An 18,864-nucleotide genomic window follows, 5' to 3' on the forward strand; every position below is an offset into this window, starting at 1 on the left:
GACCCACTCATGGCCCAAGCCATCGCCGCGTACCTGCACTACCTGTCGATCTTCATCCTGTTCGCCCTGCTGGTGCTGGAGCACCAGCTGTTCCGCCTGCCACTGGACCTGTCGCGGGCACGTAGCCTGGTGATAGTCGACCTGGCCTACGGCGCCTGCGCCGGCGTGGTACTGCTGACCGGCGCGGCACGTGTGGTCTGGTTCGCCAAGGGTACGGATTACTACCTGCACAACAGCCTGTTCCACGCCAAGATCGGCCTCTTCGTGCTGGTGGCACTGCTGTCGATCCTGCCGACCATGACCTTCCTCAACTGGCGCAACGAGCTCAAGGCTGGCCGCGTTCCAGTGCCCAGCGAGCGCCAGGCGAAGCTGGTGATCATGACCATTCGCGTGGAGCTGCTGGCGCTGATGATCCTGCCGCTGCTGGCAACCCTGATGGCACGTGGTTTCGGAATGATCGGCTGAGCCGCCGGACTGACTGGCCGCTTTCCTACAACCAGTACCGAGCAATCCGATACAGTCGCTCAACTGATCCGTGGATGCTCCTGCGCAGCTTCGACTGCCGCAGGACCTCCCCATGCCTTCCCGCTCCTCCAGCCGCCCCCTGTGGTGGTTCCTCTCGCTGGCCGCTCTCGCCCTGAGCGGCTGCGCGAGCGACGAATTCACTTTCGAAGCCGACCTGCCGGGCGATTTCAGCCTGGTGGGTAATGCGCGTTACTCGCCACCCGAGGGCAGCCACTGCAATTCCCCGGCGAATGACGACCTCACGCAACGCCTCTTTGCCACGCCCGGCCACGGTGAGCGCCCCTACCGGATCAGCTACCAGGTGCCGCTGAGCCTGAGCAGTGACGGTTGCAGGCGCGAGCTCCGGCACATCCTCATCGAAATGGACGGCGAATCGGCCACCCACCCCCTGGACGCCGTGCCACCCGATATCAGCTTCGCCAACCTGGCTGTCCGCAGCCAGCTCTCCGCCGGCAACGCCGGAATGCCGAAAAAGGGCGCGCGCATCTTCGACGGGCGCTGTCGCTGGCTGTTGCCGGACTCAGCCGGCGGCGAGCGCCAGCTGCAGTGCCGGGCCTCGGACATCGACGGCAACTGGCTCGCCGGCAGGCCCGGCGGCGAACTGCAGCGCGACGAACTGCCCGGCCGCATCGTCCGGCTGGCCATCGGCGTGGCGCCGGACATTGCCGCCTCGGCCGAGCCTCGCGGCACTCAGCCGCTGACGGCCGACTCCAGCAACTGAGCCAGCCGACGGCGCAGGGCCGGCAAGTCCGTCGCCGCCGGGTGCAGGTGGAAGCGCTCGCGCAGCACGTCCAGCAGCTCATCGGCACTCTCGATGCTGCGCTGCTCGACTTCGCCGTCCGCGCCACGCCGAGTGAACTGTCCGTTGAACAGTGACAGCCGCGCACCGTCCTCGCTGAGCGCCACGCGCAGAGAATTGCGGAACACGCTCTGCGGGTAGGTCGAGGTGTACCAGTTGCGCATGCCGTAGTCGGCCCAGTGCTGCGGCTCGAGGGTGAAGCGGTACAGCGGCTGCCAGCCGGACGCCGAGCGTGTGGCCATCTCCAGCTCCTCTTCGGCCGGACCGCTGATACGCCAGCCGCCGGGCAGCTCTTCGTTCACCCGCAGCGGCAGGGCTTTCGGCGAGGCCGGGCCGCCGAAGCCGATATCCACCAGGTGCGGCCCTTCGGCCAGGTCGATGCGCAGCAGCAGGTGCGTCTTCGGCGTCAGCGGCGCATCCGCCGGCAGGCCCCAGCGCACCCGCGCCACCAGCAGGGTCACGCGATAATCCAGGCTGGCCAGCAGACGGGCGAACAGGCTGTTCAGCTCGAAGCAGTAACCGCCGCGCTGATGTTCGACGACCTTGGCGAACACCGCCTCCGGCTCGATCAGAATGGGCTGGTCCAGCAGCACGTCGAGGTTTTCGAAAGGCAGGTGATGCAGCGCCGCGACGATCAGCCGGTCGAGGTTTTCCAGCGTCGGCGCGGGGCGCTCCGGCGACAGGCCTAGGCGGGTCAGGGTCGCGTCGAGCTGGGCAGCGCTGAAGGGGGTGAGCGGGGTCATGCGAATCTCCTTTCGCGAAGCATCAATAGCGGTGGTCGGCGGTCGGTTCGGGGATCACCAGCGGGCCGCAGTGCTCGTCGCTGACGATGACTGCCAGCAAGCGTGCGGGCTCACTGGCGCTGGGGTTCTCGGCGAACAGGTGCAGCTCGCGACTGGGTTCGAACCAGGTCTGGCCCGCGCTGTAAGTCTGCGCCGGCTGGCCGTGCATCTGCGAGCGCACCTGACCACTGAGCACGATGGCGGTCACCGCACCGGGATGGCGGTGGGCCGGGGTGAAGCCGTTGGGCGGGAAGTCCACCTGCAGCGTGGTCACGACCTTGCCGGGTATGTCGACCAGCGGCTCGCAGGACAGGCGCTTCACCTCTGTGGCCGGCCGCGCGCCAGCTGACTGCGCGGCAGGGTTCTCGGCAAGGCTCACCAGCGGCCGCGACCAGGGCTGCCAGAGCAGTGCGCCAGCGCTGAGGGCAATGACCAGCACCAGACCGGTCCGAGCCTCATGCCCGGACGCGCGGTTCACGCCGGTCCTCCGGTCAGGCGAAAGCCCGACTGCCAGCCCAGGCGATGGCGCGCCTTGGCCGAGCTGACTTCGATGTCCTGTTCGGCGATGTTGTAGGCGCCGTGCGCGCCCCACTCCAGCGCCAACAGGGCGGCGCGGGCGGCATCGTCCACATGCACGGCCAGCCTCGGGTCTGCCGCATCGGCTCCCGTACCCGGCCCGTAGAGTCGGCCGTAACGCAACACGATGCCCTCCATCGGCCGCGCACCGAGCACCGCCTGTTCGAGCGCGGCGACGCCGCCGACACTGATGGCGCGCGGGCCTTCGGCCCCCAGGTCCAGCGGTTGTTCCTCGTGCAGCGGCAGCTCACCTGGCGCGTAGGCCCAGGCGATGCTCTGCGCCACCATGCGCTCGACACCAGCGGCACGAGCTGCGGCCACGAGGTTGGCGGTACCTTCCCGGCGAACCCGCGCGTTGCGCGGTTGGGCGGCAGGCATCAGGGCAGGGTCGAGGCCCGCGGGCAGGTCGGTGAGCTGGTGGATCACCCAGCGTGGCTGGAACCCCTGCATGGCGGCACTCAGGGCCTGCGCGTCATAGACGTCCAGCACCAGCGCCCGCGCTCCCGCGGCCTCCAGCGCGGCGGCTCGCTGCGCGCAGCGACTGATTGCCAGCACCTGATAACCACGTTCCAGCAGCATCGGCAGCAGGCGCTGGCCGATGGCACCGCTGGCTCCGGCGAAGAAGACTTTCATGCACATGGGGACCTCGAATCGGGCGGCAGGGACACGTCGCCACTCTAGTGATGCGATGCCCTACCCCACAGAGCCAAGATCATGCAGAACGACTGGGACATGATTGCCGAACCTTGATCCATGTCCACGCAATGTCACGCTCATCGTCTATAACAAACGGCTCACTACCCCGATCCCTAGGAGTCGCCATGAGCCAAGTCTTCGATGTTGCCGTTGTCGTCGGCAGCCTGCGCAAGGAATCCCTGAACCGCAAGATCGCCAAGGCATTCGCCGCATTGGCGCCGGCCAACCTGAAGCTGGAAATCGTGGAGATCGGCGACCTGCCGCTGTACAACGAAGAGCTCGACGTGGGCACCCCGCCCGCCAGCTACACCGCCTTCCGCGAGCGCATCGCCCGCGCCGATGCGGTGCTCTTCGTTACCCCCGAGTACAACCGCTCGGTGCCCGGCGTGCTGAAGAACGCCATCGACGTCGGCTCGCGCCCCTACGGCAAGAGCGCCTGGAATGCCAAGCCCTGCGCCGTGGTCAGTGCCTCGCCGGGCGCCATCGGCGGCTTCGGCGCCAACCACCACCTGCGCCAGTCGCTGGTGTTCCTCAACATGCCGGTGCTGCAGCAACCCGAAGCCTACCTGGGCGGCGCCGGCGGCTTCTTCGACGAATCCGGCAAGCTGTCGGAGAAGACCGAGCCCTTCCTGAAGAGCATCATCGATGCCTTCTCCGGCTGGATCGTGCAGAACCAGCCACGCTGATCTGCCCAGGCGCCGGCACCCGCCGGCGCTTTCCCCCGCCATTCTGAGCAGCTCGTCGCAGGCCGCTGCGACACCCGGCATTGGCCATCATTGCGGCTGGCTCCACGCCCTTTCTCACGCCAAGGTTCAGGCCCGCTTCCCGCGCCCGGACTGTCGATGCTGCGCCACCTTCTGTTCTGTTTCCTTGCCCTCGCCCTGCTCGCCGGCTGCACTTCGCCGCCCGTGAAGAAGGACGTCGACGGTGTGGGATTCAGCTCCGGGCAGATGCTGCAGAACGACGCCAACCGCGCCGCCAACCTGGCCATGCGCGATAACCTCGACAGCCTGTCGCTGCTGCTCGACAAGCTCTACAAGCGCAACCCGCGGGAATGGAAGAAAACCGGCGCTGCCTCACGCGATGCAGCCCACCAGCGGGTGATGGACGCCATCCGCAAGCAGCAGCCGCTGCCCGGCCTGGGCGGCAGGACATCGGTGGCCGCCCTGCCCCTGGCTTTCGACGCGGACTTCCAGGGCGACCGCGCCGGAGCGCTGATCTACGGGCTCGGCAGCATGCTCTACGAACTGTACGGCGGCACCGACACCCAGCACCTGCTCAGCGGGCTGAACGCGCAGATGACCGCCAACGCCGCCTGGAACATCGAGGTGGCGGCCTGGCTGCTGGCCAGCCGCACCGACGAGCAGGGCCAGCCGCTGCTGCTGTCCAACGAGCTCAGCGCCAATGGGCGCAACCTGTCCTTCGAGCGCGAGTTCGGTCGCATGATCGGCCGACTGGAGCTGCTGGCGCAGATGACCCACGAGAGCCTGCGACGCAGCGGGATCAACTACGTGCAGGGCATACTCGCCGCACCGCTGCTGGGCCTGTTCCAGTTCATCCCGCTGAACGCCGCTACTGCGGCGACCAGCGCCCAGTAACTCAGCAGCTCAGTCCTCCAGCAGGCGCGCCAGGCGCTGGCGCAGGTAACGGTTCTCCGCGCGCAGTTCGTCCACCTCGTCTAGCAGGCGCAGCGCCAGGGCGATGCCCGGCCAGTCCAGCTCGAACTCGCGGCGCAATCGGACCGCACGGCGCACCACGCTGACCGCCTGGTAATCGAAGACCCAGTGCCCGGCGCGCTGTTCGCGGGGCTCCACGATACCCACCTCGACGATCTCGACGAGCACGTCGCGGGGGAGATTCACCGACTGGCAGAGCTCGTCGAGGTCCACCACCATCACTGTCGTCGTCATGCGCGTTTACCCCAATCGGCACGGGGGTCGAAGGCCGCCTTGGCAGCCAGTTCTTCCCAGAGTTTGCGGGTCGCTTCGTCCGCCGTCTTCGGCATCACCACCTTGAGCACGGCGTACAGGTCGCCGGCAGCGGCCTCGCCCTTGTTCGGCAGGCCCTTGCCCTTGATCCGCAGGCGCTGGCCGGCCTGGCTGTTGGCCGGGATGCCGAGGTTGATCCGCCCGCCCAGGGTCGGCACCTCCACCTTGGCGCCGAGCGCCGCTTCCCACGGCGCCACCGGCACGGTGACAACGAGGTCGCGGCCGTCGACGTCGAACACCGGGTGCGGCACCAGGCGGATAGCCAGGTACAGGTCGCCCGCCGGCCCGCCGTTGATACCCGGCGCGCCCTGCCCCTTGAGGCGGATGCGTTCGCCGTCGGCGGTGCCCACGGGGATTTTCACGTTCAGCGTCTTGTTCTGCGGCGGCAGCTTGCGGCCGTACTCATCAAAGCTGGGCAGGCTGAAGCTGATCGGCCGGCTGTCCCCGGAGAGGGTTTCCTCGAGGAACAGCGGGACCTCCATCTCCACGTCCTGGCCACGGTGGGCCTGTGGCTGGCGCGCACCGCCGAAGCCACCGTGGGAGCCGCCGGCGCGGCCGCCGAAGATCTGCTCGAAGAAGTCGCTGAAGTCCTGCTCGTGCCCCGGCGACGGGCCGTCGAAACCACCGCGCGGCTGCCAGCCGGGCGGCGCCTCGAACTGCGGCCCCTGCGCGCCGTACTTGCGCAGTTCGTCGTATTCGGCGCGCTTCTCCGGGCTCTTCAGCACTTCGTAGGCCTCGGAGACTTCCTTGAAGTGCGTCTCGGCGTCCGGCTCCTTGCTGACGTCCGGGTGGTACTTGCGCGCGAGCTTGCGGTAGGCGGTCTTGATCGCCTTCTCGTCGGCGTCGGGCTCGACCCCGAGCGCGGCGTAATAGTCCTTGAATTCCATCGGTAGCGGTCACTCCTCACATGCGTTGGACCTGTCGGCGCCTGGGACACGGGGAATTCGCGCGGACAGCCGGAGCCGCTGCGCGCACTGCGAGGCGAACAGGTGGGAAAAACGGGCTTCTGCGACAACAGATGGAGTCGCGGCGCCGGCTTTTCAACACTGCCTGCAAGCCTAGACGCTGATCGTGCATCGGGGCTGGCAGGACGCCTTGATACCGGTCATGGCATAGTCACTCTCCGGATTAACTGCCGCCTGGGATAGGCCATGACCGCCCCCTTCGATTCCTTCCGCCAACCGCTGGACCCGAGCCATGATCGGCCGATCTACCGCCAGCTCTACGAGCGCATCCGCGATGCCATCACCCGAGGTGCGCTGCGCCCCGGCGAGCGCGTGCCGCCGGTGCGGGGGCTGGCTGGCGAACTGGGCGTGGCGCGCGGCACGGTGGAGCTGGCCTACCAGCTGCTGACCAGCGAGGGCTACCTGCTGGCGCGTGGGCCGGCGGGCACCGTGGTCTCGCCTCAGCTGGCGGGGCGCACTAGCTCCGCACCACCGGTGCCGGTCGAGCCCGCGACGGTGGAACGCAGCCTGCCCGGCCTGATCGCCCACGGCCCGACCCTGCGACCGTTCCAGCTCGGCGTGCCGGCGCTGGATGCCTTCCCCCGCGCGCTCTGGGCGCGCCTGTGCGCGCGGCGTCTGCGCCAGCAGAGCGCGTCCATGCTGGCCTACCCGGAGCCTTGCGGCTACGGGCCGCTGCGCGAGGCGGTCGCCGGTTACCTGGGCATCTCTCGCGGCATCGTCTGCGCCCCTGAGCAGGTATTCATCTGCGCCGGCTATCAGGGCGCGCTGGACCTGATCAGCCGCACCCTGCTCGAACCCGGTCAGCGCTTCTGGCACGAGGACCCCGGCTACCCGCGCGGCCGCGAACTGCTGCGCCGGGCTGGCGGCGTGCCAGTGCCCATCGCGGTGGACGCCGATGGCCTGCGCGTGGAAGACGGCATCACCCGCGCGCCGGAGGCGCGCTTTGCGCTGGTCACGCCATCGCAACAAAGCCCCACCGGTGTTGCTCTCAGCCTGCCGCGCCGCCTGGCCCTGCTGGACTGGGCGGCCAGCAGCGGCGCCTGGATAGTCGAAGACGACTACGACAGCGAGTACCGCTACGCCGGCTTCCCGCTGCCGGCGCTGAAGAGCCTCGACCGCGCCGGCCGCGTGCTCTACACCGGCACCTTCAGCAAGGTGCTCTACCCTGCCCTGCGCCTGGGCTATCTGGTGGTGCCGGCGCATCTGGTGGAGGACTTCGTACGCACCCAGCAGGTGTTCCCTTCCGGCTGCGCGGAGCTGCTGCAGGCGACCCTGTGCGACTTCATGCAGGAGGGCCATTTCGCCCGCCACCTCAAGCGCACCCGCACGCTCTACGCCCAGCGCCGCCAGTGGCTGCGCAGTGTGCTGGAAGAGCGCCTGGGCGAGCGCCTGCGCTTCGCCGACACCCCCGGCGGCCTGCACCTGATCGGCGCGCTGGACCAGGACGACCTCGCCGTCGCCCGCCGCGCCCATGCCGAGGGCCTCGGCCTGCAGGCACTGAACGCCTGGTGCGTCGAGGCCAGGCGCGAGCCGGCGCTGATCATGAGCTTCACCAATGTCACCGACGAGCAGCTCGCCGGGCGCCTGGCAGAGCGGCTGGCGCCCTTGCTCGGCTGATTCCGGGAGGTGTGCCGGTCAATACCTCCGATGGCAAAAATTGACTGACGCTCGACGTTGACCGAGGTCAATTTTCCTACGGGCAATGCCGTTAGATTCCCACAACATCTTGTTGTCTTGAATAACTCGAGACACAGCATGTTGTGGAATCAAGCCAATGCCCCTGACACGGATCGCCCCTCTTCCCGCCAGCCTGCGCAAGCGCAACGGCAGCTCAGCCGCCTTCGACCCGAGCAAGATCGAACGCGCCATCGCCGCCGCCGGCGAGGCCAGCGGCGAGTTCACCGCGCCCCATGCCGGGGAACTGACCCGTCGCGTGCTGGCCCGCCTGCCGGCCCGGAACGATCTGGACGTGGAGCAGGTGCAGGACGTCGTCGAGCGCGCCCTGATGGAAGCCGGCCACTACCCCACCGCCCGCGCCTACATCGTCTACCGCGAACGCCACGGCCGCCTGCGCCGCGAGCGCAAGACGCTGGTGGATGTCGCCGCGTCGATGAACGAATACCTGTCGCGGGAGGACTGGCGGGTGCGCGCCAACGCCAACCAGGGCTATTCCCTGGGCGGGCTGATCCTCAATGTGTCCGGCAAGGTCACCGCCAATTACTGGCTGGACGAGGTGTACAGCGAAGGCATCGCCGTCGCCCACCGCGAGGCCGACCTGCACATCCACGATCTGGACATGCTCGCGGGCTACTGCGCCGGCTGGTCGCTGCGCACCCTGCTCAGCGAAGGCCTGAACGGCGTGCCGGGGCGGGTCGAAGCCGGGCCGCCGAAGCACCTGTCCAGCGCGCTGGGGCAGATGGTCAACTTCCTCGGCACCCTGCAGAACGAGTGGGCCGGCGCCCAGGCCTTCAGCTCCTTCGACACCTACCTCGCGCCCTATGTGCGCAAGGACGGCCTGAGTTATCAACAGGTGCGCCAGGCGCTGCAGGAGTTCATCTACAACCTCAACGTGCCCTCGCGCTGGGGCACCCAGACGCCCTTCACCAACCTGACCTTCGACTGGGTCTGCCCGGAAGACCTGCGCGAGCAGATTCCCTACGTCGGCGGCGTGGAGATGCCCTTCGCCTACGGCGAGCTGCAGGCCGAGATGGATCTGATCAACCGCGCCTACATCGAGGTGATGCAGGCCGGCGACGCCCACGGCCGGGTGTTCACCTTCCCGATCCCGACCTACAACATCACCCACGACTTCCCCTGGGACAGCGACAACGCCACGCGCCTCTTCGAGATGACCGCGCGCTATGGCCTGCCGTACTTCCAGAACTTCCTCAACTCGGACATGCAGCCCAACCAGGTGCGCTCCATGTGCTGCCGCCTGCAACTGGACGTGCGCGAGTTGCTCAAGCGCGGCAACGGCCTGTTCGGTTCGGCGGAGCAGACGGGTTCGCTGGGCGTGGTGACCATCAACTGCGCGCGCCTGGGCTACCGCCATCGCGGTGACGCGGCCGCCCTCTACGCCCAGCTCGACTACCTGCTGGAGCTGGCCTTCGACAGCCTGGAGGTCAAGCGCAAGGTCATCCAGCAGCACATGGACGCCGGGCTCTACCCCTATACCAAGCGCTACCTGGGCACCCTGCGCAACCACTTCTCCACCATCGGCGTGAACGGCCTGCACGAGATGCTGCGCAACTTCACCGACGACCGCGAAGGCCTGCACACCGAGGTCGGCCGGCAGATGGCGCTAGAGCTGCTGGACCATGTGCGGGCGCGGCTGGTGCGCTTCCAGGAAGACAGCGGGCACCTCTACAACCTCGAAGCCACGCCGGCCGAAGGCACCACCTACCGCTTCGCCCGCGAGGACCAGAAGCGCCACCCGGACGTGCTCCAGGCCGGCACGCCGGACGCGCCCTACTACACCAACTCCTCGCAGCTGCCGGTGGGCCTCACCGACGATCCGTTCGAGGCGCTGGAACTGCAGGACGCCCTGCAGTGCAAGTACACCGGCGGCACCGTGCTGCACCTGTACATGGCCGAGCGCATCTCCAGCGCCGAGGCCTGCAAGACCCTGGTGCGCACGGCCCTCGGACGCTTCCGCCTGCCCTACCTGACGGTGACGCCGACCTTCTCCATCTGCCCGGTTCACGGCTACCTCGCCGGCGAACACGAGTTCTGCCCGAAATGCGACCAAGCCGCGCTGCAGAAAGCCGCAACCACGAGCTGCTGCGGCATCTGAGGCTCATTCACTTCATCCCGAAAATTCATCCCCGCAAAAAAGGAGCACCACCGATGACCGCGAACCAACTGCCCGAAAGCCAGCGCCAGCGCTGCGAAGTGTGGACCCGCGTGATGGGCTATCACCGCCCGGTGACGGCGTTCAACGCCGGCAAGCAATCCGAGCACCGCGAGCGCCGCCACTTCCGCGAGACGCGATGAGCAGTACGCTCAGGGTCGGGGGCCTGGTGCCCCTGACCACCCTCGACTACCCCGGGCTGCTCGCCTGCGTACTGTTCTGCCAGGGCTGCGCGTGGCGCTGCCGCTATTGCCACAACCCGGAGCTGATCCCGCCGCGCGGCGAAGCGGAGATCCCCTGGGACGCCATTCTCGCCTTCCTCCGGCGACGCCAGGGCCTGCTGCAGGCCGTGGTGTTCAGCGGCGGCGAGGCGACGCTGCAGAACACGCTACCGGAGGCCATGGCCAGCGTGCGCGAGATGGGTTTCCGCACCGGGCTGCACAGCGCCGGCATCCGCCCGGAGGCCTTCGCCCGCTCGCTGCCCCATGCCGACTGGATCGGCTTCGACGTGAAGGGGCTGGCCGAGGACATGGACGCCATTACCGGCGCGAAACGCAGCGGGCTGGCCAACTGGCGCAGCCTGGAGCTGTTGCTGGAGAGCGGCGTTGGCTACGAGTGCCGCACGACTGTGCACTGGCAATTGTTCGATCTGGGACGCCTGCGCCGACTGGCCACGCGATTGCGCGGGAGGGGTGTGGATAACTTCGTCGTGCAACTGGCCCGCAGCGACCGGCAACTCGATCCCGAGCTGATCGCCACACCGGCGCCCCATGGCGCGCTCGATCTGTGGCGAGAACTGCAAGCGCTGTTCCCGAGCTTCGAACTGCGCGACGCCTGAGCATCCGCACCTTCTGACGCTCGGCATTCCCCTGTAGGAGCGGGCCATGCCCGCGATCGCGCGCATGGCGCGCTCCTACAGGAGCGTAGGGCGCATAACCCGGAACGGGTTATCCGCCGATTGCCTCACGGCGGATAACGCTGGCGCGTTATGCGCCCTACGATCTGAACATCACCGGGCATCCCTGTAGGAGCGAGCAAGAAAAAGCCCCGCCGAAGCGGGGCTTTCATCACGCGGACTGCGGACCTATCAGGACGACAGGTAGGCCGAACGGGTCAGCCCCAGACGCAGCGCGTCGAGGAACTGCGTACGCTCGCGCGCGGTGAGCTTGGCCCCGGCGACCTTGTCGCGGTAGTGGGTCATCAGCTCCTCGGGCGACAGGTGCACGTAGCGCAGCATGTCCTCGATGGTGTCGTGGGTCTCGATGCCGGCGTGGTAGTAGCTGCCGTCGGCGTTCTGGTAGACGTTCACCGAGTCGGTGTCGCCGAACAGGTTGTGCATGTCACCGAGGATTTCCTGGTAGGCGCCAACCAGGAAGGTGCCGATCAGGTAGTCCTCGCCTTCCTTCACGTCGTGCACCGGCATGCTGGTTTCGATGCTCTGCTCGTCGACGTACTGGGTGATCTTGCCGTCGGAGTCGCAGGTCAGGTCCTGCAGCACCGCGCGGCGGGTCGGCTCCTCGCCCAGGCGATGGATCGGCAGGATCGGCAGCACCTGGCCGATGGCCCAGGTGTCGGGCAGGCTCTGGAACACCGAGAAGTTGCAGATGTACTTGTCGGCCAGCTTGTCGTTCAACTCGTCGAGCACCTGGCGGTGCGAACGCTGGTGCGCCTTGAGCTGGTTGTGCAGGCGACGGCAGATGGCGAAGTAGCACTGCTCGGCCAGAGCCTTCTGCGCCAGGCTGATCTTGCCCTCGGCGTACTGCGCGGCGGCGTCGCTCATGTAGTGGGTGGCGCGCCAGTAGGTCTCGGTGACCATTTCGGCGTCGGTCGGACCGAGCAGATCGGCCAGCCACTGGACGATCTCCGGCTGTTCGGCGAGGTCGGTGATCTTCGGCACTTCGTCGTTGTGGCGCTCGACATCGGTGACCTGGGTGATCAGCACCGCGTGGTGCGCGGTCAGCGCGCGGCCGCTCTCGGAGAAGATGTGTGGATGCGGCAGGCCCTGCGCGTCGCAGAACTCCTTGAGCATGCCCACCACCACACCGGCGTAGTCATCGATGTCGTAGTTGATCGAGCTGGCGTTGCGCGAGTGGGTGCCGTCGTAGTCAACGCCCAGGCCGCCGCCGACGTCCACGTGGTCCACCGGCAGGCCGAGGGCGCGCAGTTCGCCGTAGTAGCGGATGGCTTCCTTGAAGCCGTGCTGGTAGTCGGCAAGATTCGCGATCTGCGACCCCATGTGGAAGTGCAGCAGGCGCACGCCCTGGTCCAGGCCGGCGGCGCGGAAGCGGTCGACCACCGACAGCAGCTGCGCGGCGGACAGACCGAACTTGGCCTTCTCGCCACCGGTGTCTGCCCACTTGGACGAAGCCAGCGAGGACAAGCGCACGCGCAGGCCGACCTGGGGCAGCACGCCCACGTTGGCGGCCTCCTCGATCACCAGCTGCACCTCGGATTCCTTCTCGATCACGATGAACACGTTGTGGCCGAGCTTCTGCCCCATGAGTGCCAGCTTGATGAACTCGCGGTCCTTGTAGCCGTTGCAGACGATGGTGCCGCCCTTGGGGGCCAGCGCCAGCACGGCCATCAGCTCGGGCTTGGAGCCGGCTTCCAGGCCGATGGAGACGTTCTGGGTGGCGATGATGCTTTCCACCACCGCTTCCTGCTGGTTCACCTTGATCGGGTACAGCGCGGTGTAGCGGCTGGTGTATTCCAGGCGCGCGATGTTGGCGTCGAAGGCACCGGTGAGCTTGCGCACGCGGTCCTGGAGGATGTCCGGGAAGCGCACCAGCAGCGGCAGCGACAGGCCCGCCTCGCGCAGCTGCTCGACCAGCGCATGCAGATCGATCGGCTGGGCATCGGCGCCCTGCGGGCGAACTTCCACGTTACCGGCGTCGTTGATGGCGTAGTAGCCAGCGCCCCAGTGGCGAATTCCGTAGATGCTGCGGCTGTCTGCCACGGTCCAGTTGCTGCCGTCGTCTTTGCGGGTCCGTCTAGCGGCCATGCGGGGTGGTCTCCTCAGATTGCGCGAATGTGTGCAGGCGCCCGCCCGGCGTGCGGGTGAGTCGTCAAGGCCTGGTGGAGTAAACCTAGCCGGGCCTCGTGACGTTGCCGTGTTGACCGCCGGGCTTGGCGGTAAGTTTAGGAAAATCCGACGACACGCCCAGGGCGCGCCGATAAATCTCCCATCTAGGGAAAGGGCTTGCCGGCCATACGCGGGGCGCGCATCGCCTGGAACCCGTTCTCGACAGGGGAGAGTCGCCTGTCAGTTGAGACAGACAGCGGAAGACGGCTCAGCCGCCGGATTTCTTCGCCTTGAGGCCGCGTTTGGTCAGCTCTTCGAGCAGCAGGTCGACGTGGTCGCCCTGGATCTCGATGATGCCGTCCTTCAACGCGCCACCCGTGCCGCAGCGCTTCTTCAGCGCCGTGGCCAGGTCCTTCAGCGCATCGGCCGCCAGCGGCACGCCGGTCACCGTGGTCACGGTCTTGCCACCGCGGCCCTTGGTTTCCCGACGCACGCGAGCGATGCCATCGCCGGCCGGAATCTCGGCCTGCTTGCAGATGCACGCGCCAATGGGCTGATTGCAGTCCGGGCAATGCCGGCCGGAATCAGTGGAGTAGACGAGCCCGCCGAGGGCGGACAGGGAGGATGCTTTCTTGACCACCGGGCGTTTCCCCAGGATTGGCCTCTTCGGGCCAGGTCAACGAATGGCCGGCTGGCGCCGACCGCGACGCCCCACTCAGGCAGGGGCTGCGCAATTCCCGGCGGAGGACCCTGCCGGAAAGGTCGCGCAATTTAGCAGCATTGAAGGCAAATGCTAAGAGCGAAAATGCGTCATTGATCGGCGGTTTGGCGACATGCCGGCGCAGCAGGGTTGTTGCAGGAGCGAGCTTGCTCGCGAACAAGCCCCGCTGCGAAGCCATTCGCGAGCATGCTCGCTCCTACGAAGAGCAGCCCGCAATGGGTTGGAGGATCAGAAACTGACCAGGTACTTGCGCAGCGCCGCCAGCGAGTCCGGGCAGTAAGGCGTGCCCGCCTTGGCCTCGGCCAGCGCCTGGTGCGGGTCGATGAATTTCGCTTCCAGCACCTCTTCGGGCTGCAACTTCAGCGGCGCATCGGACACGGCGGAGAACACCGCGCACCACAGGCGATTGTCCGGCTGGTCGAAGAAGAAAGTGCCGTGGGCGCGCAACTCTACGCCCGCGATGCCCAACTCCTCTTCCAGCTCGCGGGCGGCGGACCCGGCGTAGCTCTCGTCGGCCTGCACCATGCCGCCGGCGGCCGGGTCCCAGTAGCCGGGATAGACCGCCTTGCTCAGGGTGCGGCGGTGCACGCACAGCTCACCGGCAGAGTTGAACAGCAGGATGAAGGTGCCGCGGCCGATCAGCCCGCGCGCGCGCAATTCGGCGCGCGGCAGGCTGCCCAGCAGCTGGTCGTCTTCGTCGACCCAGGCGATCTTCTCGGCGTCCGAAGCCGCCCGGTGGGCGGCCTCCTTGTCGCTGATGCCAGCCATGGATCAGCCCTGAGCCAGCAGCTGACGCAGGTCGATGATCGCGGCGTTGGCGCGGGAGATGTAGTTGGCCATCACCAGCGAGTGGTTGGCCAGCACGCCGAAGCCGCTGCCGTTGAGGACCATCGGGCTCCACAGCGGAGCCTCGGCGGCCTCCAGCTCGCGGATGATCTGACGCACGCTGACAGTGGCGTTCTTCTTCGCCAGCACGTCGGCGAAGTCCACCTCGATGGCGCGCAGGATGTGCGACAGCGCCCAGGCCTGGCCACGGGCTTCGTAGAACACGTTGTCGATCTGCATCCAGGGGGTTTCCTGGATCACTTCCTCGACTTCCGGCGCCTGGCCGGGGGTGACCGGCTGCATCGGCGTGATGTTGGTGTTCAGCTTGACCCGGCCGACGCTGGCCGAGAGGCGCTGGGACAGCGAGCCCAGGCGGGTGGAAACGTCACCCAGCCAGTTGTTCAGGCTGTCGGCGCGGGCATAGAACTGCGCGCCGGCCGGGTCGGCGGAGAGACGGCCCAGGTAACGGTCCAGGGACTTGATGCCCTCGGCGTATTCCGACTCGGAGGACGGCAGCGCCCAGCTCTTGTTGTCGAAGTTGAAACGCGGCTCGGCGCGTGCCAGGTCAGCGTCCTCGGTGGACTGCGACTGGGAGCGGGCGAAGTCCTTGCGCAGCGCGCGGGACAGATCGCGCACCTGGACCAGGGCGCCGTATTCCCAGCTGGGCATGTTGTCCAGCCAGACGCCCGGCGGGAAGATGTCGTTGGACAGGTAGCCGCCCGGCTTGTTGAGCAGCGTGGCGACCACTTCCTTGAGGGTTTCCACCGTGGTATAGCCCACCACCATCTGCCGGCCAGCGCGCTCGGCGGCGGCCTGGGCGTTCTGCTGCACGGGGAAGAGGTCCGGCTCCTGGCTCCAGTACCAGCCGATCGCGCCGCAGATCACCAGGTAGACGCCCAGCAGACCGCCGAGCACGCGGCCCAGCCAGGGGCCGCCGAAATAGGCGCGCGCGTCGTCCACCGAGTCGTTCACGCGGTCACGCACGGAGCCGCGTTTCTTCCAGTTCCACATGGCAAGTTCCTTGATGTCCCGAATTCGAAGATAGCTTGGACCCGCAACCGGCCCCAGGGTGCCGGGATTTTAGGCCGCTGTGCGCAAGCATGCCGCACGCAGGCGGGTCGGCGCAGCCTACCCTGCGCATGGTGCTGGTTAATGCTGCGAAATACAAAGCTTCGGATGTTTGACCGAAGGCACTGTTATTGCCATCAAGGATTGGTAGCATAGGGCCACCACTGTGTATCACGGCGGAAACATGTTCGCCCCGCAGGCCGCCGGTACGGCTCTATAAAGAAGCGCGCGATGACCGAGCTCGACGATCCATCCCTCGACCGCCTCAAGCATCACTTCGCCCAGCGGGTGATCCACCAGGCGCGTCACCTGCTGGAAGTCTGGCAGCGCCTGTCGCGGTCGGAGTGGAACAGTGCCGGCATGGCCGAGCTGGCCGAGGCCTGCCTGCGTCTGCAGCGCTATGCCGAACGTTTCGAGCAGGCCGAGCATGCGGACCTGGCCAAGGCCATCGACCAATGCCTGCGCGCCGTGCAGGACAATCGCGGGCGTCTCTCCAGCGAGCTGATCACCGAACTCAACCGCCTGATGCAGCGCCTGTCGCGCACCGGCCTGCGCCACGGCGACCAGTTCGAGCAGACCAACCTTCCGCCACTGCGCAAGCCTGTCTACCTGGCCCTGCAGGACCAGGAGCGCGCCGAGCGCCTGGCCCAGCAGCTGGAATTCTTCGGCATGGCCGCGCAGCCCTGCGAGCACGCCAACGCCTTCCGCGCCGCCATGGCCGACCGCCATCCGGCCGCCATCGTGATGGAAATCGACTTCGCCAACGGCCAGGGCCTGGCGCTGGCCGACGAGGCCCAGGCCGGCCTCAAGCAGAAGCTGCCGGTGCTGTTCTTCAGCCATGAGGAAACCGACACCCCGACCCGCCTGGCCGCTGCCCGCGCCGGTGGCCAGGACTTCTTCAGTGGCGCGCTGGACGCCTCCGGCCTGCTGGAGAAGATCGAGACGCTGACCCGCGTGGCCCATTACGAGCCGTTCCGCGTACTGATCGTCGACGACTCCCGCGCTCAGGCCGCGCATACCGAGATGGTCCTCAACAGCGCCGGCATCGTTACCCGCGCGCTCACCGCACCGCTCTCGGTGATGGCCGAACTGGCCGAGTTCCAGCCGGACCTGATCATCCTCGACATGTACATGCCCGAGTGCCTGGGCACCGAGCTGGCCAAGGTGATCCGCCAGCACGAGCGCTATGTGAGCGTGCCGATCATCTACCTGTCCGCCGAGGACGACCTGGACAAGCAGCTCGACGCCATGAGCGAAGGCGGCGACGACTTCCTCACCAAGCCGATCAAGCCGCGCCACCTGATCGCCACCGTGCGCAACCGCGCCGCCCGCGCGCGCAGCCTGAAGGCGCGGATGGTGCGCGACAGCCTCACCGGCCTGTACAACCACACTCACACCCTGCAGTTGCTCGACGATGCCCGCTTCCGCGCGCGCCGCGAGGAGCGTCCGCTGACCTTCGCGATGCTCGACATCGACCACTTCAAGCGGGTCAACGACACCTATGGCCACCCCATGGGCGACCGGGTGATCAAGAGCCTGGCACTCTTCCTCAAGCAGCGCCTGCGCAAGACCGACCACATCGGCCGTTACGGCGGCGAAGAGTTTGCCGTGGTGCTGCCGGACACCGATGCCGCCTCGGCGCACAAGGTGCTGGAGGAAATCCGCCAGCGCTTCGCCGAGATTCACTACCCGGCGCAGCCCCACGACCTGTCCTGCACCTTCAGCTGCGGCATCGCCGAGCTGGGCGAGGAGATGGACATCAAGACCCTTGCCAAGCAGGCCGACGAGGCGCTGTACACCGCCAAGCACGGCGGCCGCAACCGCGTCGAGGTCTACAAGTAACACCCACCAGCGGTCCGGCGCGGCGCTCTGCCGCGCCACTTCCCGACCGAATGCTGGCACCGTGTCATCAGCCAGTAACGAAACTGCAATAGGTTCAGGGCTCGCCGTTTTTTCGCTGTCGGTCGAGACCTGCCATGCGCCTCAAGCTGCTCACCAACCTCAACACCTTCCTGCTCCTGCTCGTCTGCCTCGCGCTGGGCGCCACCCTGTGGTGGTCGCAACGCGCCCTGGAGCGCCCGTTCACGCTGATGGACCGCTACCTGGAGCTCTCCCAGGGCTTCGAGCGCAAGGTCGCGCAGAACATCCAGGCGTACCTCGCCAGCGGCGACGCGCTCAAGCAGAAAGCCGCCCAGCAGGGCCTGGACGAACTGGCCCAGGAGCTGCCGCAACTGCCGGACAGCCTCAGCCAGCTGCTCGGCCAGAGCCTCGACGAACTGCGCCAGTTCAGCGGCAACCAGTTGCTCGCCGCCGGCAAGCTTGCCGGCGACCCGCAGGGCCTGCTGCTGCAGGCCGAGCGTGACCTGCTGGCCGCGCTGGACCAGCTCGGCACTTACGCCGACGCCAGCCAGAACCCCGCCGCCGCCGAGTACCGCACGCCGCTGCTTCAAGCCGGCTTGCACCTGACGCGCCTGGCCCACGCCCGCGCCAAGCTGGTGGAAAGCGGCAACCCGGCGCTGGCCGAAGACATCCAGCGCGAGCTGGAAACCCTGCGCCAGCTGGCCGAACGCATCGACGCCCTGCCCCTGCTCGGCGTGCTGGAACAACAGGCCTCCGCCTCCGACGACTTCGCCGCGATGATGGGCCTGGAATCCCAGCCAGCCGCTGCGCAGGCGCAGAGCGAGGACCGCGGCGTCACCTTGAAGCGCGACCTCGCCAGCGTGCTGCGCCGCTACCCGGATGAACTCAACCGCACCCGCCAGCTGATCGCCCAGCGCCAGGAACTGGCCAATGCCACCGCCCAGCGCCTGGGCGCCGTGCAGCAGGCGCTGGCGACCCTGGAGCCGCAGGTGCGCGAGGAGCGCTCGAAGATCCAGACCCAGGTGCGCATCATCCAGGGCGCGCTGATCGCCCTGATCCTCGCCACCGCGCTGCTTATCGACACCCTGCAACGCCGCCTGGCGCGCGTGCTCGGCCAACTGGTCCCGGCGCTCTCCACCTGGGCCCGTGGCGACTTCGCCAAACCCATCGCCCTGGCCACCCGCACC

18 protein-coding genes are annotated in these 18,864 nt (G+C 67.6%); 9 read left to right on the forward strand and 9 right to left on the reverse strand.

All coding sequences use genetic code 11. From position 1 onward, the window contains the following. Window positions 1-9 precede the first annotated feature (9 nt). Window positions 10-465 carry a DUF2214 family protein gene (locus IB256_RS11170; RefSeq protein ID WP_138214130.1) on the forward strand — a complete coding sequence of 152 codons (456 nt, stop codon included), beginning with the start codon at window positions 10-12 and terminating at the stop codon, window positions 463-465. Window positions 466-577: 112 nt separating this feature from the next. Beyond that, on the forward strand, window positions 578-1,246 hold the full coding sequence (locus IB256_RS11175; protein ID WP_192292821.1) for a hypothetical protein: 669 nt from the start codon (window positions 578-580) through the stop codon (window positions 1,244-1,246). Here IB256_RS11175 and IB256_RS11180 read toward each other — a convergent pair. The 3 genes from IB256_RS11180 to IB256_RS11190 are packed head-to-tail and all read right to left on the reverse strand — an operon-like array spanning window position 1,216 to window position 3,321. After that, on the reverse strand, window positions 1,216-2,067 hold the full coding sequence (locus IB256_RS11180) for an arylamine N-acetyltransferase family protein (RefSeq protein WP_192402577.1): 852 nt from the start codon (window positions 2,065-2,067) through the stop codon (window positions 1,216-1,218). The two genes, IB256_RS11175 and IB256_RS11180, sit on opposite strands and share 31 nt — an antisense overlap. A gap of 22 nt (window positions 2,068-2,089) precedes the next feature. Further along, window positions 2,090-2,584 (reverse strand): cupin domain-containing protein, encoded by a 495-nt coding sequence (locus IB256_RS11185; protein WP_192292825.1) that lies wholly within the window; start codon window positions 2,582-2,584, stop codon window positions 2,090-2,092. Next, window positions 2,581-3,321 (reverse strand): NAD-dependent epimerase/dehydratase family protein, encoded by a 741-nt coding sequence (locus IB256_RS11190; RefSeq protein WP_192402579.1) that lies wholly within the window; start codon window positions 3,319-3,321, stop codon window positions 2,581-2,583. Before IB256_RS11190 ends, IB256_RS11185 begins: the two co-directional genes overlap by 4 nt. Window positions 3,322-3,503: 182 nt before the next feature. On the opposite strand from IB256_RS11190, the gene IB256_RS11195 reads away from it, so the two are divergent. Beyond that, the gene (locus IB256_RS11195; protein WP_081515628.1) at window positions 3,504-4,064 is read left to right on the forward strand and encodes an NADPH-dependent FMN reductase; all 561 of its coding nucleotides are present in this window, start codon (window positions 3,504-3,506) and stop codon (window positions 4,062-4,064) included. Between the two features lie 156 nt (window positions 4,065-4,220). Then, a complete protein-coding gene (locus tag IB256_RS11200; protein WP_192292829.1) occupies window positions 4,221-4,976 on the forward strand; it encodes a hypothetical protein in 756 nt (251 codons plus the stop codon). Between the two features lie 9 nt (window positions 4,977-4,985). Here IB256_RS11200 and IB256_RS11205 read toward each other — a convergent pair whose 3' ends face one another. Then, window positions 4,986-5,288 carry a chaperone modulator CbpM gene (locus tag IB256_RS11205; protein WP_225594885.1) on the reverse strand — a complete coding sequence of 101 codons (303 nt, stop codon included), beginning with the start codon at window positions 5,286-5,288 and terminating at the stop codon, window positions 4,986-4,988. Next, on the reverse strand, window positions 5,285-6,253 hold the full coding sequence (gene cbpA, locus IB256_RS11210) for a curved DNA-binding protein (RefSeq protein WP_192402581.1): 969 nt from the start codon (window positions 6,251-6,253) through the stop codon (window positions 5,285-5,287). Before cbpA ends, IB256_RS11205 begins: the two co-directional genes overlap by 4 nt. A gap of 264 nt (window positions 6,254-6,517) precedes the next feature. On the opposite strand from cbpA, the gene IB256_RS11215 reads away from it, so the two are divergent. The 4 genes from IB256_RS11215 (at window position 6,518) to IB256_RS11230 (ending at window position 11,019) form a co-directional block, all read left to right on the forward strand. After that, window positions 6,518-7,948 carry a PLP-dependent aminotransferase family protein gene (locus tag IB256_RS11215; protein WP_192292833.1) on the forward strand — a complete coding sequence of 477 codons (1,431 nt, stop codon included), beginning with the start codon at window positions 6,518-6,520 and terminating at the stop codon, window positions 7,946-7,948. A 157-nt stretch (window positions 7,949-8,105) separates the two neighbouring features. Further along, complete coding sequence (locus tag IB256_RS11220) at window positions 8,106-10,124, forward strand: ribonucleoside triphosphate reductase (protein WP_192402583.1); 2,019 nt, start codon at window positions 8,106-8,108, stop codon at window positions 10,122-10,124. Window positions 10,125-10,177: 53 nt separating this feature from the next. Continuing rightward, window positions 10,178-10,324, forward strand: a complete 147-nt coding sequence (nrdD, locus tag IB256_RS30775) for an anaerobic ribonucleoside-triphosphate reductase (RefSeq protein ID WP_015479043.1) — start codon at window positions 10,178-10,180, stop codon at window positions 10,322-10,324. Then, a complete protein-coding gene (locus tag IB256_RS11230; protein WP_192402585.1) occupies window positions 10,321-11,019 on the forward strand; it encodes an anaerobic ribonucleoside-triphosphate reductase activating protein in 699 nt (232 codons plus the stop codon). Before nrdD ends, IB256_RS11230 begins: the two co-directional genes overlap by 4 nt. A 249-nt stretch (window positions 11,020-11,268) precedes the next feature. On the opposite strand, the gene speA is transcribed toward IB256_RS11230, so the two are convergent. The 4 genes from speA to IB256_RS11250 form a co-directional block, all read right to left on the reverse strand. Next, window positions 11,269-13,182, reverse strand: a complete 1,914-nt coding sequence (gene speA / locus IB256_RS11235) for an arginine decarboxylase (RefSeq protein ID WP_081515617.1) — start codon at window positions 13,180-13,182, stop codon at window positions 11,269-11,271. 289 nt (window positions 13,183-13,471) lie between these two features. Next, on the reverse strand, window positions 13,472-13,843 hold the full coding sequence (locus IB256_RS11240; RefSeq protein ID WP_015479046.1) for a translation initiation factor Sui1: 372 nt from the start codon (window positions 13,841-13,843) through the stop codon (window positions 13,472-13,474). 309 nt (window positions 13,844-14,152) lie between these two features. Further along, a complete protein-coding gene (locus tag IB256_RS11245) occupies window positions 14,153-14,692 on the reverse strand; it encodes an NUDIX hydrolase (protein WP_192292838.1) in 540 nt (179 codons plus the stop codon). A 3-nt stretch (window positions 14,693-14,695) separates the two neighbouring features. Next, window positions 14,696-15,760, reverse strand: a complete 1,065-nt coding sequence (locus tag IB256_RS11250) for a DUF2333 family protein (protein ID WP_045216423.1) — start codon at window positions 15,758-15,760, stop codon at window positions 14,696-14,698. Window positions 15,761-16,048: 288 nt separating this feature from the next. On the opposite strand from IB256_RS11250, the gene IB256_RS11255 reads away from it, so the two are divergent. Then, entirely contained in the window at window positions 16,049-17,659 is a 1,611-nt protein-coding gene (locus tag IB256_RS11255) for a response regulator (RefSeq protein ID WP_192292840.1), read from the forward strand. Window positions 17,660-18,864: the final 1,205 nt, after the last annotated feature.

The sequence above is a fragment of the Pseudomonas sp. PDM17 genome (assembly GCF_014851985.1).
GTDB lineage: Bacteria > Pseudomonadota > Gammaproteobacteria > Pseudomonadales > Pseudomonadaceae > Pseudomonas.

Excerpts from the sequence above, each read along its gene's own strand:
- IB256_RS11170 (WP_138214130.1), top strand. The coding sequence starts at position 10 with ATGGCCCAAGCCATCGCCGCGTACCTGCACTACCTGTCGATCTTCATC.
- IB256_RS11175 (WP_192292821.1), top strand. The coding sequence starts at position 578 with ATGCCTTCCCGCTCCTCCAGCCGCCCCCTGTGGTGGTTCCTCTCGCTG.
- IB256_RS11180 (WP_192402577.1), bottom strand. The coding sequence starts at position 2,067 with ATGACCCCGCTCACCCCCTTCAGCGCTGCCCAGCTCGACGCGACCCTG.
- IB256_RS11190 (WP_192402579.1), bottom strand. The coding sequence starts at position 3,321 with ATGTGCATGAAAGTCTTCTTCGCCGGAGCCAGCGGTGCCATCGGCCAG.
- IB256_RS11195 (WP_081515628.1), top strand. The coding sequence starts at position 3,504 with ATGAGCCAAGTCTTCGATGTTGCCGTTGTCGTCGGCAGCCTGCGCAAG.
- IB256_RS11200 (WP_192292829.1), top strand. The coding sequence starts at position 4,221 with ATGCTGCGCCACCTTCTGTTCTGTTTCCTTGCCCTCGCCCTGCTCGCC.
- IB256_RS11205 (WP_225594885.1), bottom strand. The coding sequence starts at position 5,288 with ATGACGACGACAGTGATGGTGGTGGACCTCGACGAGCTCTGCCAGTCG.
- cbpA (WP_192402581.1), bottom strand. The coding sequence starts at position 6,253 with ATGGAATTCAAGGACTATTACGCCGCGCTCGGGGTCGAGCCCGACGCC.
- IB256_RS11215 (WP_192292833.1), top strand. The coding sequence starts at position 6,518 with ATGACCGCCCCCTTCGATTCCTTCCGCCAACCGCTGGACCCGAGCCAT.
- IB256_RS11220 (WP_192402583.1), top strand. The coding sequence starts at position 8,106 with ATGCCCCTGACACGGATCGCCCCTCTTCCCGCCAGCCTGCGCAAGCGC.
- nrdD (WP_015479043.1), top strand. The coding sequence starts at position 10,178 with ATGACCGCGAACCAACTGCCCGAAAGCCAGCGCCAGCGCTGCGAAGTG.
- IB256_RS11230 (WP_192402585.1), top strand. The coding sequence starts at position 10,321 with ATGAGCAGTACGCTCAGGGTCGGGGGCCTGGTGCCCCTGACCACCCTC.
- speA (WP_081515617.1), bottom strand. The coding sequence starts at position 13,182 with ATGGCCGCTAGACGGACCCGCAAAGACGACGGCAGCAACTGGACCGTG.
- IB256_RS11245 (WP_192292838.1), bottom strand. The coding sequence starts at position 14,692 with ATGGCTGGCATCAGCGACAAGGAGGCCGCCCACCGGGCGGCTTCGGAC.
- IB256_RS11250 (WP_045216423.1), bottom strand. The coding sequence starts at position 15,760 with ATGTGGAACTGGAAGAAACGCGGCTCCGTGCGTGACCGCGTGAACGAC.
- IB256_RS11255 (WP_192292840.1), top strand. The coding sequence starts at position 16,049 with ATGACCGAGCTCGACGATCCATCCCTCGACCGCCTCAAGCATCACTTC.